Here is a 16952-nt window from a genome sequence, read left to right as displayed (position 1 = left end):
CGGCCTAGCGATGCCCCCAATCCGCCGGGTCCTCGGAGTTGTTGGGCGATAGTCCCAAAACATCCCCATCGGTGTCACACCCCAGCCCCAGAACAGTGCGGTTGGCATACGAGAAATAGGCGCAGACCTGATTAATCTCGAGTATCTGGCCGTCATCCCACCCCGCCGCGCGTAACGCGTCGATATCTGCTTCTGTCATATCCGCCGGTGCCTGAGTCAACATGCGCGCATAGTGCATGGCCGCGACCTGCGCGGCATCCAAAGGGGCAGTATCTGGCGCTTTGGCCTCAATCGCTGCACAAATAGCTTCTGCGCGTACAGGATCGTCCAGCAAACGCTGTAGACCACTGAAGTGATGCTCGACACAGTATCCACAACGATTCAACGAACTGACCCAGACGCCCAGAACCTCGAGAAACCATTTCGGAATGGTGTTGGCCGAATGGTGCAACACGTTTTTGTACAACGCCATGTGGCCTTCCATCGAATGCGGGCGCAGGGAATGCACCATCATGATGTTGTCAACGTTGTTCCCCGGCCCGGTGACCCGTTCATACAGTTTCTTCAGTCGACCTGTTGCCTGCTCGAAGGGCACCGTCTTGATCCAACTCATTCCACTTCCTTACGATTTTGGTCGCGTCAATCCCAGATTGAGTTGTTACCGGCGATGCCCCAGGAGGCAAGCTTCGATTTCAAAGGTGGGGTTAATCCATTTGTCCGACAAAAGTCGTGGCCGACAAGGGCATCACCATGTCCTCTGACCCAAAACGCTGATCCAATGCCTTTGCCATTTCCACCGCGACCTCCTCGGGATCGGCACCGCCGCGCTCTTTTATTTCGTCCACCAAAGGGTTTCCGAACACCAAAGCGCGTGAGAATGCCGCGGGATCCAGTATCTTTTTACTCAACCGTATCGTCTGGAATGTCACATTGTGCCAACCGGCGGCGGACAAGTCAGCCAATACGGCCTGCGGGTCTCCGTAGTGAAACGGAACTTGGTAAAAGCCCGGAGGGTCGTCCGGGAAGGCCTGCGCAACAACGTCCTGAGCCATCTGCGAAACCGGGTTTTCAGCCATAGAACTCCAGACATTAAAAACGTAACGCCCTCCGGGTTTCAACACGCGCGCGGCCTCACGGAACGAGGCGACTTTGTCGGGAAAAAACATCACGCCAAACTGACACACCATCAAATCGAACTTTGGTGTTTCGAATGGCAGTTCCATCGCGTTGACAACGTCAAAACGAACGTTTTCCGAGCTAGAAAACTTAGTCTTGGCAACATCCAACATCGGCGCGTTCAAATCAGTGACCAGCAGGTTTGCTGCTGCAGGCAACTGATCTCGGAGCATTCTGCTGACTATGCCGGTTCCGGCTGCAAGTTCGACCACTTCGCTAGCGGGTTCGCTGCAACATGTCTCGACCAAGTGTTGCGCGTAATCGACGAAAATATTTGGTCCAAGACCAGTGTCATAATATGTCGGAATGTCACCAATAAACTCTGCGGAATTTGCGGTCATCCAATTGCCCCTAGTTGATAAAAAATACAAACTGTCTCCATCTTAGTCGAAAACAGGCCATATGCGAAAACCTGCGTGATCCTCGCATTTTTCTACAACACTTCGCGCCCCTCTTCCCCCGGACCACATCACCTGCCATAATGGATAAAACTCAAAAACAAGAGCAGCACCGATGCCCGACGATCTGTTGACGCCTGAAGCGACTTCCACCTATGACGCCTCCTCGATCGAGGTGCTTGAAGGGCTGGAACCCGTTCGCAAACGCCCCGGCATGTATATCGGCGGCACGGATGAGCGCGCGCTGCACCACATGGTGGCCGAAATCCTCGACAACTCGATGGACGAGGCGGTCGCCGGTCACGCCAACCGGATCGAGGTGGAACTGCACGCAGATTACGCCCTGACCGTGCGCGACAACGGGCGCGGCATCCCGATTGATCCGCACCCCAAATTCCCGGACAAGTCCGCGCTTGAGGTCATTCTGTGTACCCTGCACGCGGGTGGTAAATTCTCGGGCAAGGCCTATCAGACCTCAGGCGGTCTGCATGGGGTTGGGGCATCGGTCGTGAACGCCCTGTCGGATTCGATGGTCGTGCAGGTGGCCCGGGACAAGACGCTGTTCGAACAACGGTTCTCGCGCGGTATACCGCTGGGCCCGGTCGAAAAAGTCGGCGCGGCCCCCAACCGGCGCGGCACCACCGTGACGTTCCACGCCGACGCGGAAATCTTTGGCCAGCACAAATTCAAACCCGCGCGTCTGTTCAAATCCATCCGGTCCAAAGCCTATCTGTTCTCGGGCGTCGAAATCCGCTGGAAATCCGCCATCGACGATGGCGAAACCCCGACCGAAGCCACGTTCCACTTCCCCGGCGGCCTGTCTGATTACCTCAAGGAGACGATGAACGGCTCATCCACCTATGCCGAGCAGCCTTTCGCGGGCACCGTGGATTTCACCGAGAAATTTGGAACACCGGGCAAGGTCGAATGGGCGATCAACTGGACGCCCTCGCGCGATGGGTTCATCCAATCCTACTGTAACACCGTCCCCACCCCCGAAGGCGGAACCCATGTAGCCGGGTTCTGGGCCGCGATCCTCAAGGGGATCAAGGCGTATGGCGAGTTGATCAACAACAAGAAAGCTGCGCAGATCACCCGCGAAGACCTGATCACCGGCGGCTGCGCGCTGGTGTCGTGCTTTATCCGCGAGCCGGAATTCGTGGGCCAAACCAAAGATCGTCTGGCCACGGTCGAGGCGCAGCGGCTGGTTGAGAATTCGGTCCGCGACCATTTCGATAACTGGCTGGCCGCGGACACGAAATCTGCCGGCGCGATCCTCGACTTTGTGATACTCCGAGCCGAGGAGCGTCTGCGCCGACGAGCCGAGAAAGAGACACAACGTAAATCCGCCACTAAAAAACTTCGTCTTCCCGGCAAGCTGGTGGACTGTAGTAGTTCAACACGCGACGGCACCGAATTATTCATCGTCGAGGGCGACTCGGCCGGTGGCTCGGCCAAAATGGGGCGGGACCGCAAAACGCAAGCCCTGCTGCCCCTGCGCGGCAAAATCCTGAACGTGCTGGGCGCGGCCAGTTCCAAGTTGGGCACCAATGCCGAGATCAACGACCTGACGCAGGCGCTGGGTGTGGGTCTTGGCACCAAGTTCAACGTCGACGACCTGCGCTATGACAAGATCATCATCATGACCGACGCGGATGTGGACGGCGCGCATATCGCGTCCTTGCTGATGACGTTCTTCTTCACCCAGATGCGGCCGATGATCGACGCGGGCCACCTGTATCTGGCCTGCCCGCCTCTGTATCGCCTGACCCAAGGGGCCAAACGTGTCTATTGTCTGGACCAGGCCGAGCGTGACGAATGGCTGGAAAAAGGTTTGGGCGGCAAGGGCAAGATCGACGTGTCGCGCTTCAAGGGTCTGGGCGAAATGGACGCCAAGGACCTGAAAGAGACCACGATGGACCCGGCCTCGCGCAAGCTGATCCGCGTCACGATTGATGAGGACGAACCCGGCGAAACCGGCGATCTGGTAGAGCGCTTGATGGGTAAGAAGCCCGAACTGCGGTTCCAGTATATTCAGGAGAACGCGCGGTTTGTGGAGGAATTGGATGTTTGAGATAGGGTTATTGTGCCATTAACCGCAGCAACTGGCTTTCAGAAATAAACAACGGGCGCTCCGATTTTAGACGCAATTCTTGTGCTTTACGAATCTTGGTGCCTCGGTTTAGCTCTATCCAATCTCTGGAAGCCTCACCTCCGATTATCAAGAAATCAACTTTACCCGAAACACTTCGAGCCATTCGGGCGCCGTAAGCCTCAAGTTGCTTCTCGAAGATTGATCTGGGATTCGCTTTGAAATTTCCCGTCAAAACGAGAACTGCCCCGTCCAAATCTGCTTCGATGCTTTCAAGGCGCGTTTCCTGATAATTCGCAACTCCGGTAGTTTGTGCGATTCCCGTATCGCCGTAGCAATCACCCACTACATGCCCGATGACTTCGCAAAGTTCGTCAGACTCTTCTTCTGAAACAATGCCGTCGGCAATTGCATCTACGGATGAAACAAGGATCTGCTTAACCCCAACCGTATCTAGTAATGATGGGTTTCGATCGATAAACGATACTATTGCTTCCGCTTCGGTCAAAGTGATTTTCCCATCGCACACAATGCCACGGCAAAATCCTAGAAAACGGTTGAGTTGGCTCTTTTCGCAGGATTCTTCGATTTCCTTCATACGTATTTCGACAACCGTGTCGATGGACGAATGATCCAAAAGATCGACTCCAAAATCTTCGATAATATCATTTGCATCGCCATCCGTTACGTGCCGAACGAACTCTTCGCATTCTGCAATCAACGGCTCAATTTCGCCAACCTCTAGGTATCCACTTGCCGCTACGCCCTCAAGAAAACCAGTAAAGTGGCAGAAAAACTTTTTGTCGTTGTTACGTTTGTGAATTCGGCCCAACTCTGGGCCGCCATGTGAATATTTACTCATTGTCAACCTTCGGTACATCTTGAAAAAATATTTTCTACCTATGTTTGCAGTCCTCCTTATGAAAAACAACGCCAAAATAGCAATACTCAACCGTCAAGTGGTCAGTCCTTTCTCGGCATCTGATAGCCGTCTGCCTTCACGCTAGAGCGCATTCGCTAATTTGAAAATTTTATCAGCGATTGAAGGTAGACCAACAACCTCCTTGAACAATGGTCACCCCCCCTTGCCTAACCCGTTGATCCCGTTCACACTTACCCTCAACCCGTCATTCAAGAACGATATTTGAGGTTCCCGAGCGTCCAAGACCCATTTGACCAACTGAATTATCAACGGGAGGACGACATGAAGACATTACCCCTCGGGCTGGCGCTGACCCTGCTGGCCAGCCAAGTGACCGCGCAGCAGAGCCTGACCACCGCATCCCCAATCCCTGACGGGGCAGAGGCCAAGTTCTGCTATTACGCGGGCATGGCCTATTCGATGGATGCGTTTGTGGTGATCTTTGGCGACAACAACGTCACCGCCACCTCGACCACGCGCGAAGAACACCTGCTGCGCTGCGTCAAAAACGACGATGGCAGCATGAGTTGGAAACCCCAAAGCAGCTTTCAGATCAGCCGCTAGCCTCCAATCTCTGGCCCAGCCAGTCGGCGATCTGCCCGGCTGGGCCTTCCCACCCCGGCTCCATGAACAGGAAATGCGCGTGTCCTTCTGCGGGCAGGAAAGTTGCGCGGTCGCCGTAGAGTTTCGCCAGCGCGCGGCAGGTGTTGGGGTTCACGGCCCGGTCTTCGGTCCCTGAAACGATCAGGACGGGGCAGTTGACCTTGTCGATATCCACCTTCATCGCGTGGTGGTCGTCGAACATCCAAAAGAACATCTCGAACATCACCCGCCCGCTTTCCGGGCCAAGCTGATCGAACACCGCGTGCTGCTGCGCTTCGGGCAATTTGTTCAGCGCAAAGGGGGCCATCAGGTCGAAATCGACGCGCATGGGCTGTTTCCAGAACGCCCCGCCCTCCATCAGCGCGCGCGGCACGGCGCGTTCGTCGTCGGTTTCGGGCAACGTCCCCCAGGCCGCGTTCGGGTTGATCAGGACGATGGCACTGGCCAATCCGCGCGACGCCACCTGCTGCGCCACCACCCCGGCGATGGCGTGGCCGAGCAGCACGGGTTTGCTGTCCAGCCCCTGCACGAATGCGGCAATGTCATCGGCGTAGTCCATGACGCTGGTGTCCGTCAGGCCGGGATCGGGCTCGGCCTTGGGGTCCCCGCCATGATAGCGCAGCGCGGGGGTGTGCACCGTCCAGCCGCGCGCGCGGAAGAACCCGGCGTAGTCTTCCATACACCACGGCCCGGCAAAGGCGCCGTGGATCAGAACAATCTCTTTGGTCATGAAAATCTCCCTCACCTCAGCGCAGTATGCGAGGTGAGGGAGCGGGTCCGCAAGCCTGTTACAGCGCGGCTTTGAAGAGCGCGGTCAGGTTGTCTTCGGTCAGTTCAATCGGGTTGCCGCCGCAGGACGGGTCGATGATCGCGCCTTTGACCAGTTCCGGGATCGACGCTTCGGTCACGCCCAGATCGGACAGTTTGCGCGGGATGGCGAAGCTGTCGTTGAACTCCTGCACAAAGGCGCGGAAGCCGTCAAAGCCGCCTTCGATGCCCAGATAGGCCGCGGCCTGCTGGAACCGGTCCGCGATGACGGGCGCGTTGAAGTCCAGCACGGCGGGCATGCAGACCGCGTTGGTGGTGCCGTGATGGGTGTTGAACACCGCGCCAATCGGGTGGCTCATCGCGTGGATCGCGCCGAGGCCCTTTTGGAACGCTGTCGCCCCCATCGCCGCCGCGCTCATCATCTGAGCGCGGGCTTCGATGTCGGTACCGTCGGCATAAGCGCGCGGCAGGTAGTCCTTGACCAGCCGCATCCCCTCCAGCGCGATGCCCTGGGACATGGGATGGTAATGCGGGCTGCTGAACGCCTCGACGCAGTGCGCGAACGCGTCCAGACCGGTGCCTGCGGTGATGAATTTGGGCATCCCCACGGTCAATTCAGGGTCACAGATCACGACCGCAGGCAGAACCTTGGGGTGAAAGATGATCTTCTTGGCATGGGTTTCCGAGTTGGTGATGACGCTGGCGCGCCCCACCTCGGACCCCGTCCCGGCGGTGGTCGGCACGGCGATGATCGGCGCGATTGCATTGGCATCGGCGCGGGTCCACCAGTCGCCGATATCTTCGAAATCCCAAACGGGCCGCGTCTGGCCGCACATGAAGGCAACCATCTTGCCCAGATCCAGCCCCGAGCCACCGCCAAAGGCGATCACCCCGTCATGGCCGCCCGCATTATAGGCGGCAACCCCGGCTTCGAGGTTCTTTTCATTGGGGTTCGGGTCCACGTCGCTGAACAGCCCACGACCCAACCCTGCGGCCTCAAGAATATCCAGCGTGGCCGTGGTGATCGGCAGATCGGCCAACCCTTTGTCGGTCACCAGCAAGGGGCGCTTCATCCCGGCCGCCGCGCAGGCCTCGGGCAATTCCTTGATCCGGCCAGCGCCGAACTTGATCGCGGTCGGATAGGACCAGTTTCCAACAAGGTTCATGATGTCACCTTTTTCAGATGGTAGGATTTGGGACGTGTGAGGTTGTGATAGCCGATGACCGACAATCCGCCTCCGCGCCCGGTATTCTTGCAGCCGGTCCAGCACAGGCCCGGGTCCAGATAATCCGCCCGGTTCATGAACACGGTGCCGGTTTCGATCTGATCGCCCACCCGCGCGGCGCGATCCACATCGCGGGTCCAGAGGCTGGCGGTCAGGCCAAATTCGCTGTCATTCATCAGCGCGATGGCTTCTTCGTCGGACGAGACCTTCATGATGCCCACCACAGGGCCAAAGCTCTCATCCCGCATCACACGCATGTCGTGGGTGACATTGGTCAGAATTTGCGGAGTCAGATAAGCCCCGCCATCATCCTCGGCGAAGGTCTCGATATGGGCGACGGCACCTGCAGCGATCGCCTCAGAAATCTGCGCGCGCACCTCGTCGGCAAAGCGAATATTGGCCATCGGGCCCATCGTCGTCTTGGCGTCCAGCGGGTTGCCCAGCTTATAACCTTTCACGACCTCAACGGCCTTGGCGACGAAGCCATCGTAAAGCCTCTCATGCACATAAATCCGTTCAATCCCGCAGCAGCACTGGCCCGAGTTGAACATAGCCCCATCGATCAGCGTATCGACCGCCGCATCCAGATCGGCATCTTCCATCACATAGCCCGGATCCTTGCCGCCCAGCTCGGTACCAACGCCAGTAAAGGTGCCCGCCGCCGCACGCTCCATCGCCTGCCCGCCCCCGACCGAGCCGGTGAAGTTCACAAAGTCAAACGCCTTGCCCGCGATCAGATCATTGGTCACGTCATGGCTGAGGAACACGTTCTGGAACACGTCCGCAGGCACTCCCGCCGCATGGAAGGCCTGCGCCATACGCTCACCAACCAGCAAGGTCTGCGTGGCGTGTTTCAACACCACTGCGTTGCCCGCTATCAGCGCAGGCGCTACCGTGTTGATCGCCGTCATATAAGGATAGTTCCACGGCGCCACCACAAACACGACCCCATGCGGGATACGCTTGATATAGCGTTTAAAGGTCTCATCCTCACCCACGGCGATATCGGCCAGCGAGTCTGCGGCAATCTCAGCCATATGGCTGGCGCGCTCATTGAACCCGCCAAACTCACCGCCATAGCGCACCGGTCGGCCCATCATATGCGCAAGCTCTGGCACGATCTCATCATTCATCGCGCCCACAGCAGCCACACCTGCCATCACAAGATCAACTCGCTCCTGCAATGGGCGCGCCGCCCATTCCGCCTGCGCCGCACGCGCCCGCGCGGCGGACTCGAAAGCCGCTTCTGCCGACAGCACTCCACGCTCTGCATAAACCGATCCATCAATCGGCGAGACACATTTCAACATCTGCCCCATCTTCACTCCATATCCGAAAGAAACAGGATCACTGCTTCATCTGGCCAAAAATACCTCGGGGAGCGCGAGGGGCTGGCCCCTCGCTTCCACCTCTAAGCCCGCTCAAACCCGCGCGCAATTTCCCAATCGGTCACCACGCGCTCGAACTCTTCAATCTCGACCTCTGCCGCGCGGGCGTAGTGATCGACCACCTCATCCCCCAGGGCCGCGCGCAACATGGCCGACCCATGCAACGCATCCCGCGCCGCACCCAGATTGCCGGGGATCATGCCCGTTTCCCCCTGGTAGACGTCGCCCTGTGTCGGAGGCTGCAATTCCAGCGCTTCCTCGATCCCGGCAATCCCAGCAGCCAGCATCCCCGCCATCGCCAGATAGGGGTTCATATCGGACCCAGGTATACGGCACTCCACCCGCACCGCCTTGGTTCCATCGCCGCAAAGACGGAACCCCGCCGTGCGATTGTCCACCGACCAGATGATCCGCGTCGGCGCAAAAGTACCCTTCATGAACCGCTTATAGCTGTTGATATAGGGGGCCATGAAATAGGTGTAATCAGCGGCGTATTTCAGCAAACCCGCCATATAGCTTTTCATGATACCCGACATGCCCAGTGGATCTTTTTCATCGAAAAAGGCTGGCACTCCATCCGCCCAAAGCGACTGATGCACGTGGGACGAGCTACCGACTTTCTCATGATGCCATTTCGGCAGGAATGTCGCGGCATGGCCATGCTGCCACGCGATCTCTTTCACCGCGTTCTTGGCAATCGAGTGATACTCGGCCGTATCCATCGCGGGGGCGTATTTGATGTTCAGCTCTTCCTGCCCGGTCTCAGCCTCACCTTTCGAGTTCTCGACCGGTATTCCCGCGTTCCACAGATGGTTACGGATCGGGCGCATCACATGTTCTTCCTTGGTGGTCTGCAGGATGTGATAGTCTTCGTTATATCCCGAGATCGGCTCCAGATCGCGAAACCCTTCCTTGCGGATCTGGTCAAAGCTCTTCTCGAACAGGAAAAACTCCAGCTCGGTGGCGCACATGGCGTCATAGCCCATGGCCTTAAGCCGGTTCACCTGCTTTTTCAGAATGGACCGAGGCGCGTGGGGCACTTCCTCATGCGTATGGTGATCCAGCACGTCACACATCACCATGGCCGTTCCTTCAAGCCACGGAACCGGGCGCAGAGTGCTCAGGTCGGGCTTCATCACATAATCGCCGTAGCCGCGCTCCCAACTGGTTGCGGCATAGCCATCGGGCGTCGCCATCTCAAGATCGGTTGCCAGCAGGTAGTTGCAGCAATGGGTTTCTTCCCACGCACCGGCCACGAAATGCCCCGCGTGGAACCGCTTGCCCATCAGACGCCCCTGCATGTCGACCATGCAGACCAGCACGGTATCGACCTCACCGGCTTCGACCTTGGTTTTCAGGTCGTTCAAACGTGCTTCATTGCCCATCCCGTTCATCCTTTGTCACTTTCCGGGACTGTTGTCCCAAGCTCTTGCCCTCGGCCTTAGTCCTCGACCGTTTCGTTATCCATTTCCATCACCAGACGTGTCTCCAGCACCTGCCCGCTTTGGTAGAGGATCGGATAGGCGATGGCGGCGATATGCCCGTGCAGGTCGCGCATGGCGCGCAACGTCTCAAGATGCAGATCGCTTGAGGCAAAGCTTTCGGTCTGCCCCCTCTCAAGCCGCTTCAAATGCGCCTTTCGGCTGTTCCGCGACAGGCGCTTAACCTCGGCCTTGTCCAGCACCAGACGGCGGGCGCAATCCATGTCATCCACCAGCAGCACATGACGAGCCAGTGAGAAACTGGCCAGCACCGCCGCGTGCAAATCCTTGAGTTCCTTCCAGCCCTGTGCCGAAAAATCGGTGCGTTCGGTGTGTTTGATCTGCGCGGTTCGGGTCATGCGGTTCGACACCACGTCTCCCGCCGCCTCAAGCCGGATCGCGTATTCGACCAGGCCGCGCGCGGCCTTGATCTGCGCTTTGTTCATGTTCTGGCGCGGCAGTCGGGCAACAAAGCGTCGGATTTCGGTCAGCTGCGCGTTCACCCTCTCATCCTGCTGCCACAGGGCCGAGATCGCATCGCTGTCATCCTGCTCATAGATATCCAGAACCGGGCGGAACATGCGCTCAACCTGTGTGACCATCTGCAACAGCTCATGCCGGACCGAGGACATCGCAACATTCGCCCCCGAAACGCTGGGATCGTTCAGTGGGCTAAGCGCGTCCGAGAAGTGGTCCATCGCGTGCGCCTTAACCTCGGGCTCGGGCAGCAGCAGCGCCATCGGTCGCTCCATCCAGTTCACGAACCCTGTGGCCAGCACAAAAACGGCGAGGTTGAATCCGATATGAGCCAGGATCAACGACTGCCCTGCCCCCGCGACCATCAACGTCTGATGCGTGCCGGTCACGTTGACCACGATCAGCATCACCAGCGCCGCGCTGCCGCGTAGCAGAAGGTTGGCCAGTGGAATACGACGCGCGGAAACGGTCAGGTCACGGGTCAGCCAGATCGGAATAAAGGCCGAGCCCAGATTGGCCCCAAGAACCAGCGACAGCCCGGCAGCAAAAGGGATGGCTCCGATCTGAACCAGTGTCACGCACATCAGGATCGTCGCAACCGAACTGTGCATGACAAAGGCCAGTACCGCGCCCACGATAAAGGCGCTGAAATAGTCGCTTTCCAGATAGCCCGCGATGGCGGGCAAAAAGGCGCTCTCGCGGATCGGGTCAACCGCATCGCGCAAGAACTGCAATGAAACCAGAATGAACGCGATGCCCAGAACAATGCGCCCGATCAGCCGCACATTGGCGCGGTCGGACTTGAGGTACAGCCACCCGCCCAGCGCCAGCAGCACGGGCTGCAGCCAGCCCAGATCATAAGACAAAACCTGAATGACAAGCGCTGCGCCCAGATCCGCGCCCAGCACCCCTGCCAATGCAAGGCCAAAGCTGACCATGCCTGCCGCGGCAAAACCGGTCAGCAAAACTGTAACCGCAGCCGAGCTTTGCAGGATCGTTGCCAGAACCATTCCGGCCCCACCGGCAACAAAAGTGTTCGAGTGACGCGTCAGCAGCGACTGGAACAATGCGCCAAAACGTCTTTCGATGCCCGTACGGACCAGCCGCACCGCAAATAGCAGCAACATGGTCGCCGCAAAAATCTCGATCAGGAACCCAGCTATCGCCATTGGCCTATACCCTCCTCGCCCGGTTCACGCCAAAGCGCGACCAGCGTGTTCTTGTCTGTATCAGAGGCAAGCCTAGCATCGGAGGTCGGGGGTCCAGAGGTCCAATACCGGCACGCGACCGAGGCCGCGCGCCGAAATTGTATGGAATTTAGCCGTAGCGATAAGGCCGTCCGGCCTTGAGCATGTCGGCGTTATACTGCTTGAATATCTCGACAACCTTGGCCTTGGTTTCGGATTCAGCCGCGATCTCATCCCAGAAGGCAACGGCGGCCTCTTCGACCTGCGCCCATTCTTCATCGGGGATCGTGGTCAGCTGCATCTTGTCGCCATTGACACGCAGGCTGGCCTCGCCGCCCCAATACCACCACTGACGATAGTAGTGCGACTGATCACAGCAAACGCGGAACAAGGTCTGCAGGTCTTCGGGCAGTTCGTTCCAGCGGTCCATATTGGCAAAGAACGACCCGGCCCATGCGCCCGAGATATTGTTAGTCAGGAAATAGTTGGTCACATCGGCCCAACCCACGGTGTAGTCCTCGGTGATGCCCGACCACGCGATGCCGTCCAACTCGCCGGTTTGCACCGCGACCTCGATATCTTCCCACGGCAGAGTAACTGGCACAACACCGAACTGCGACAGGAAGCGGCCCGCTGTCGGGAAGGTGAAGACGCGCTTGCCCTGCAGGTCGGCCAGGCTGTTGATCGGATCTTTGGTGGCAAAGTGGCACGGATCCCAAGCACCCGCGCTGATGTGCTTGACGCCGACCTTTGAGTATTCCTCATCCCAGATCTCGTTCAGACCGTACTGGTTGAACAGCACTGGAACGTCCAGCGAGTAGCGCGAGGCAAATGGGAAATAGCCGCCGAACACGGTCACATCGGTGGGTGATGCCATCGAGTCGTCATCCGACTGAACCGCATCAATCGTGCCCTTCTGCATGGCGCGGAACAGTTCTCCGGTGGGAACCAGCTGATCAGCATAGAACAGCTCGATCTGCATCCGGTCACCAGCGATCTTGTTGAACATCTCGATCGCGGGGTCGATCACGTGAGCAGCCAGCGCAGGACCGGCATAGGTCTGCATCCGCCATGTGATCGTGCTTTGCGCCAATGCCGGCGCGGCCAGAGGTGCAGCGGCAACGCCGACCCCGGCTGTTTTCAGAAACTTACGTCTTGTTGTCATGTCATTTCCTCTCTGTTGCAGGTTTGCGTGCCTCTTGAGCGGGCATTCTTGTTAATTTCCGTAGACATATCCGGGCAGCCACAGGGCCAGTTCCGGGAAGATCATGATGATTGTCAGCGCCAGCACCATCACCGCCACGAACGGGAAGATCGAGCGATAGATGTCGCGCAGCGTGATCTCGGGCGGGGCCATCGCGCGCATCAGGAACAGGTTATAGCCGAAGGGCGGCGTCATATAGGCGATCTGGGTGGTGATCGTATAAAGCACCCCGTACCAGATCAGGTCAAATCCGAGCACGCCCACCAAAGGCACATAAAGCGGCGCCACGATGACCAGCATTGCTGTGTCGTCCAGAAACGTACCCATCACGATAAAGCTGAGCTGCATCAGGATCAGGATCACCCAGGGCGACAAGCCCAGTTGATCGGTGAACAGGTTGTCGATGGCTTTCACCGCACCCAGCCCGTCGAACACCGCGCCAAAGCCAAGAGCCGCAAGGATGATCCACATAAACATGCACGAAATCGCCAGCGTCTGCTTGGTGCAATCCTCGAAAATCTTCCACGTCATGCGCCGTTTCAGCACCGACACGACCAGCGCCGTCAGCGCCCCGATGGCCGAGCTTTCCACCAGCGAGGTCCAGCCATTCACGAAGGGCACCATCATGGCCGCAAAGATAATCAGTGGCAGCGCACCCGCGCCCAGCAGCCGAAGCTTTTCCGCGCGCGGCACCTCATGGGCGTCTTTCATCGCGGGGCCAAGCTCGGGCTGAATGCGGCAACGAATCCAGATATAGAGGATGAACATACCCGCCATAAGCAGGCCCGGCACGATCCCCGCCAGCCAAAGCTGCCCCACCGGCTGTCGTGCGATCATCGCATAGAGCACCAGCACGACCGAGGGCGGCACTAGAATGCCCAGACTGGACCCGGCCTGAATGACCCCCGTGACCATCGTCTTGTCATAACCCCGCCGCAGCAGTTCGGGCAGCGCAATGGTCGCGCCAATGGCCATGCCCGCGACGCTCAGCCCGTTCATGGCCGATACCAGCACCATCAGGCCAATCGTGCCAATGGCAAGCCCGCCATTCACAGGCCCCATCCAGACATGGAACATCCGGTACAGGTCATCGGCCAGACGGCTTTCCGACAACACATACCCCATGAAAATAAACATTGGCAGCGTCAGCAGCGGATACCATTTCATCAACTTCATCGCGGCCGAAAAGGTGATGTCCTGCCCGCCTGTGCCCCACAGGGTCAGCGCCGCGATCGTGGCGACCGCTCCGATCGCGCCAAACACGCGCTGACCTGTGAACAGCATCAGCATCATCGACGCGAACATGAAAATGGCGATATATTCCTGGCTCATGCCCGAGCGACCCCGATTTCCTGCCCGTTGATCCGGGCTATGTCTTTGAAGAATTCCGAAATTGCCTGCAGCAGCATCAGGAAGAAGCCCAGCACCATGATCGCCTTGATCGGCCAGATGTAAGGCCGCCATGCGGTGGACGAGCGTTCCAGCCGCCCGATCTCTTCACTGCCGGTCAACAGACCAGTGAAGTACGAGATCGGAGAATCCCCCCAATATCCAAGGCTGTAAGCAGTGGACCCCAGCCCGCCGTAAAACAGCACGCCCAGATACAGGATCAAGAGCAGAACGGTGAAAGCGTCGAACCACGCTTTTTTCGTGTGACTCCAGTTGTGATAGAACAGGTCCATCCGCACATTCGAGCCCAGCTGGATCGAATACGGCCCACCCATGATGTAATAGGTCACCATGGCAAACTGCGCCATTTCCAAGGTCCATAGCGATGGCAGGAAGAAGGTTTTCGAGATCGACGACCACAGCAGGATGCCCATCATAACGAACAGACCCCACATCATCACCCGTCCGACCCTGTAATTGATCGCGTCAACAACACGGACATATACGCGCATGGCCCGGATCATTCTGCCGCCCTTTCTTCAAACCCCGAAAGGGTTCGCGATATCCAAGGAACAAGGCAGCCCGCCATCGCATTTTGTTGCTCGGGCGTGCGGATCAGATCGTTTCGAACCTCGATCATCACGTTCAGCAAACCATTCGGCAAAGCCTGCGCATCCAGAGTGTGTGCAACACCATCGGCGGCCGAGTATGGCTCGTTCAACATGGTAACATAGGGGTTTTCAACCGCTTTATGCGCCATCATCGCTGCTGCAAACCGGTCATCGGCGCCGTGCAGGATGCCCAGTTCGACCTGTCGGCGCTTGCCCAAATAGACCGGAGTGAAACTGTGGACCGTCACCATCAGCTCAAGCGTTCCCCGGTGCTGCAGGATCAGCTTGGAGAGGGCTTGGCGAAACGGTTCGTAGACGCCCTCAATCCGCGCCTGCCGTTGATCCTGCGTCATCCGAGTATTTGCGGGTATGTCGATATCTTCACTGCGCGACGGCATAGCGCCTTTTGCCTCGGGCGGCCGGTTGCAGTCATAAACCAACCGCGACACACCACCATGTACCAGCGGTGCCGCCATTTGCACCGACATCCGCTTGGCCACCGCCAAAGCTCCGGGATCCCATGCGATGTGGCTTTCACGTGCCTCAGCACTTAGCCCCATATCCCCCAGAAACGCCGGGATCCGGTTCGACGCGTGCTCGCAGACAAGAACGACCTTTGGCGCACCGTCTGCCATATCCGTGTGAACGACTGTTCCGAAATCCAACCTACTGCCCTGCGATTCCCAAAATCCTCATTGCGGAAAAATTTCCACACAGTCCGATCACCTGTCAATAATTTTCCTGTATAATTTTCTCCACACTTGATCTTGATGAAAAATTATTCACATTATGCCTTTGTCGCATACAGGAGGATCGTTCAGTGCGGGTGACGGACAGGCTGCTGGCCCATCGGGACAAGATGACGCCTTCGGAACGGCAACTGGTCAGTGTTCTGCTGGATGACTATCCAATGGCCGGGCTGGGCAGCATCACCGAATTGGCCAGCACCGCCTCGGTTTCGACCACCACAGTTGCGCGGATGTTGCAAAAGACCGGGTTTGACGGCTATCCGCAATTTCAGGCCGCCCTGCGGGGCGAAGTGAAAGAGATGATCTCGGGCCCCATAGCAAAGCGCGACGTCTGGCAAAACGACTTGCCCGAGGAACACATCCTAAACCGCTACTCCCAGCAATCCCTCGCCAATCAAAAGCGCACGATTGATGAGGTTGACCCGGAAGAATTCGACAGTTTTTGCAACCTGTTATCTGATCCCGATCGGCGCATTTTCATCACTGGGGGGCGCATCACGGGTACAATGGCGCAGTACCTTTACCTGCATTTGCAAATGATCCGCCCCGACGTCCGAATGCTACCGGTGGCTGCGTCGTGGACCCATGATCTGCTGGATGTACGCAAAGATGATGTCCTGATCGCGCTGGACGTGCGACGGTACGAAAACTCGACCATGCTTATCGGGCAGCTCTGTCAGGAACGCGGGGCCGAGATTGTGCTGTTCACAGACCAGTGGCGTTCTCCCATTCACCGGCTGGCCAAACATACCTTTGCCGCACGGATCGCGGTGCCGTCCGCTTGGGATTCGATGGCGTCGATCCTGACACTGATGGAATGCGCCATCGCCGAGGTTCAGGAACGCCTTTGGGACTCAGTCAAGAACCGCACCGACGAGCTTGAGGCCGCCTTTGACCGCACCAAGCTGTTCCGTAAATTCGGCCAAAGCTCGGGTTCTTAACATCTGAAATTGCTATAATTTACAACTGCCCGTGATCAGTGTTGCCACTTCGGGGCCGCGCGTTCACTTTATGGGCATGAGCTTTGTCGCCGATAACCAACTGCCGCTGCTGATCCTGTTCTTTCTGGTCGGACTCGTGGGCACCGGGTTTCTGTTCCGCAAACCTGCGGGGCATCGGGCGTGGAAACTGGCCGATCTGGTCTGGGTCGTGTTGGGCGGTATCGGTGCATTGGTTGCCGTTTTGGCCGGTCTTTACACCGCCGACAGTTCTCGGCTGGACCGGCAGATCGACGTAGCCTATGCCGCTACACTGGCCTTTGACCGGGACGCTGCCCGCTTT

General features: G+C 58.0%; 15 protein-coding genes. 3 read left to right on the top strand and 12 right to left on the bottom strand.

Annotated elements, in window-relative coordinates; translation table 11 throughout:
- Positions 1 to 4: 4 nt before the first annotated feature.
- Both ACR3EG_RS07675 and ACR3EG_RS07670 read right to left on the bottom strand, forming a co-directional pair.
- Positions 5 to 613, bottom strand: coding sequence for a carboxymuconolactone decarboxylase family protein (locus ACR3EG_RS07675; RefSeq protein ID WP_480494653.1), 609 nt, complete (start codon positions 611 to 613; stop codon positions 5 to 7).
- A 91-nt stretch (positions 614 to 704) separates the two neighbouring features.
- Positions 705 to 1517: a class I SAM-dependent methyltransferase gene (locus ACR3EG_RS07670; protein WP_480494651.1), complete on the bottom strand. Its 813-nt coding sequence runs from the start codon at positions 1515 to 1517 to the stop codon at positions 705 to 707.
- Between the two features lie 172 nt (positions 1518 to 1689).
- Here ACR3EG_RS07670 and parE point away from each other — a divergent pair, with 172 nt between their 5' ends.
- Positions 1690 to 3648 (top strand): DNA topoisomerase IV subunit B, encoded by a 1959-nt coding sequence (gene parE / locus ACR3EG_RS07665; protein WP_480494649.1) that lies wholly within the window; start codon positions 1690 to 1692, stop codon positions 3646 to 3648.
- 7 nt (positions 3649 to 3655) lie between these two features.
- On the opposite strand, the gene ACR3EG_RS07660 is transcribed toward parE, so the two are convergent.
- Complete coding sequence (locus tag ACR3EG_RS07660; protein WP_480494647.1) at positions 3656 to 4528, bottom strand: BRCT domain-containing protein; 873 nt, start codon at positions 4526 to 4528, stop codon at positions 3656 to 3658.
- A gap of 342 nt (positions 4529 to 4870) precedes the next feature.
- Here ACR3EG_RS07660 and ACR3EG_RS07655 point away from each other — a divergent pair, with 342 nt between their 5' ends.
- On the top strand, positions 4871 to 5152 hold the full coding sequence (locus ACR3EG_RS07655) for a hypothetical protein (RefSeq protein ID WP_480494646.1): 282 nt from the start codon (positions 4871 to 4873) through the stop codon (positions 5150 to 5152).
- On the opposite strand, the gene ACR3EG_RS07650 is transcribed toward ACR3EG_RS07655, so the two are convergent.
- The 9 genes from ACR3EG_RS07650 to ACR3EG_RS07610 form a co-directional block, all read right to left on the bottom strand.
- Positions 5142 to 5921 carry an alpha/beta hydrolase gene (locus tag ACR3EG_RS07650; RefSeq protein ID WP_480494644.1) on the bottom strand — a complete coding sequence of 260 codons (780 nt, stop codon included), beginning with the start codon at positions 5919 to 5921 and terminating at the stop codon, positions 5142 to 5144. The genes ACR3EG_RS07655 and ACR3EG_RS07650 overlap by 11 nt on opposite strands.
- A 58-nt stretch (positions 5922 to 5979) precedes the next feature.
- Positions 5980 to 7125, bottom strand: coding sequence for an iron-containing alcohol dehydrogenase (locus tag ACR3EG_RS07645; protein WP_480494642.1), 1146 nt, complete (start codon positions 7123 to 7125; stop codon positions 5980 to 5982).
- Positions 7122 to 8504: an aldehyde dehydrogenase family protein gene (locus ACR3EG_RS07640; RefSeq protein ID WP_480494640.1), complete on the bottom strand. Its 1383-nt coding sequence runs from the start codon at positions 8502 to 8504 to the stop codon at positions 7122 to 7124. Before ACR3EG_RS07640 ends, ACR3EG_RS07645 begins: the two co-directional genes overlap by 4 nt.
- Positions 8505 to 8596: 92 nt before the next feature.
- Positions 8597 to 9958, bottom strand: coding sequence for a glutamine synthetase family protein (locus ACR3EG_RS07635; protein WP_480494638.1), 1362 nt, complete (start codon positions 9956 to 9958; stop codon positions 8597 to 8599).
- A 56-nt stretch (positions 9959 to 10014) separates the two neighbouring features.
- Positions 10015 to 11700, bottom strand: coding sequence for a Na/Pi cotransporter family protein (locus tag ACR3EG_RS07630; protein ID WP_353390419.1), 1686 nt, complete (start codon positions 11698 to 11700; stop codon positions 10015 to 10017).
- A 148-nt stretch (positions 11701 to 11848) separates the two neighbouring features.
- Complete coding sequence (locus tag ACR3EG_RS07625) at positions 11849 to 12883, bottom strand: TRAP transporter substrate-binding protein (protein ID WP_170752398.1); 1035 nt, start codon at positions 12881 to 12883, stop codon at positions 11849 to 11851.
- 51 nt (positions 12884 to 12934) lie between these two features.
- The gene (locus ACR3EG_RS07620) at positions 12935 to 14254 is read right to left on the bottom strand and encodes a TRAP transporter large permease (RefSeq protein ID WP_480494636.1); all 1320 of its coding nucleotides are present in this window, start codon (positions 14252 to 14254) and stop codon (positions 12935 to 12937) included.
- The gene (locus ACR3EG_RS07615) at positions 14251 to 14835 is read right to left on the bottom strand and encodes a TRAP transporter small permease subunit (RefSeq protein WP_480494634.1); all 585 of its coding nucleotides are present in this window, start codon (positions 14833 to 14835) and stop codon (positions 14251 to 14253) included. The genes ACR3EG_RS07620 and ACR3EG_RS07615 overlap by 4 nt, the downstream gene beginning before the upstream one ends.
- The gene (locus ACR3EG_RS07610) at positions 14832 to 15587 is read right to left on the bottom strand and encodes an N-formylglutamate amidohydrolase (protein WP_480501702.1); all 756 of its coding nucleotides are present in this window, start codon (positions 15585 to 15587) and stop codon (positions 14832 to 14834) included. The genes ACR3EG_RS07615 and ACR3EG_RS07610 overlap by 4 nt, the downstream gene beginning before the upstream one ends.
- 155 nt (positions 15588 to 15742) lie before the next feature.
- Here ACR3EG_RS07610 and ACR3EG_RS07605 point away from each other — a divergent pair, with 155 nt between their 5' ends.
- On the top strand, positions 15743 to 16612 hold the full coding sequence (locus tag ACR3EG_RS07605; protein WP_170752392.1) for a MurR/RpiR family transcriptional regulator: 870 nt from the start codon (positions 15743 to 15745) through the stop codon (positions 16610 to 16612).
- The last annotated feature ends 340 nt before the right edge of the window (positions 16613 to 16952 follow it).

This window comes from Ruegeria sp. AM7 (genome assembly GCF_056535965.1).
Note: the sequence above shows the minus strand (reverse complement) of the source record. Positions and strands in the feature narration are given on the sequence as shown.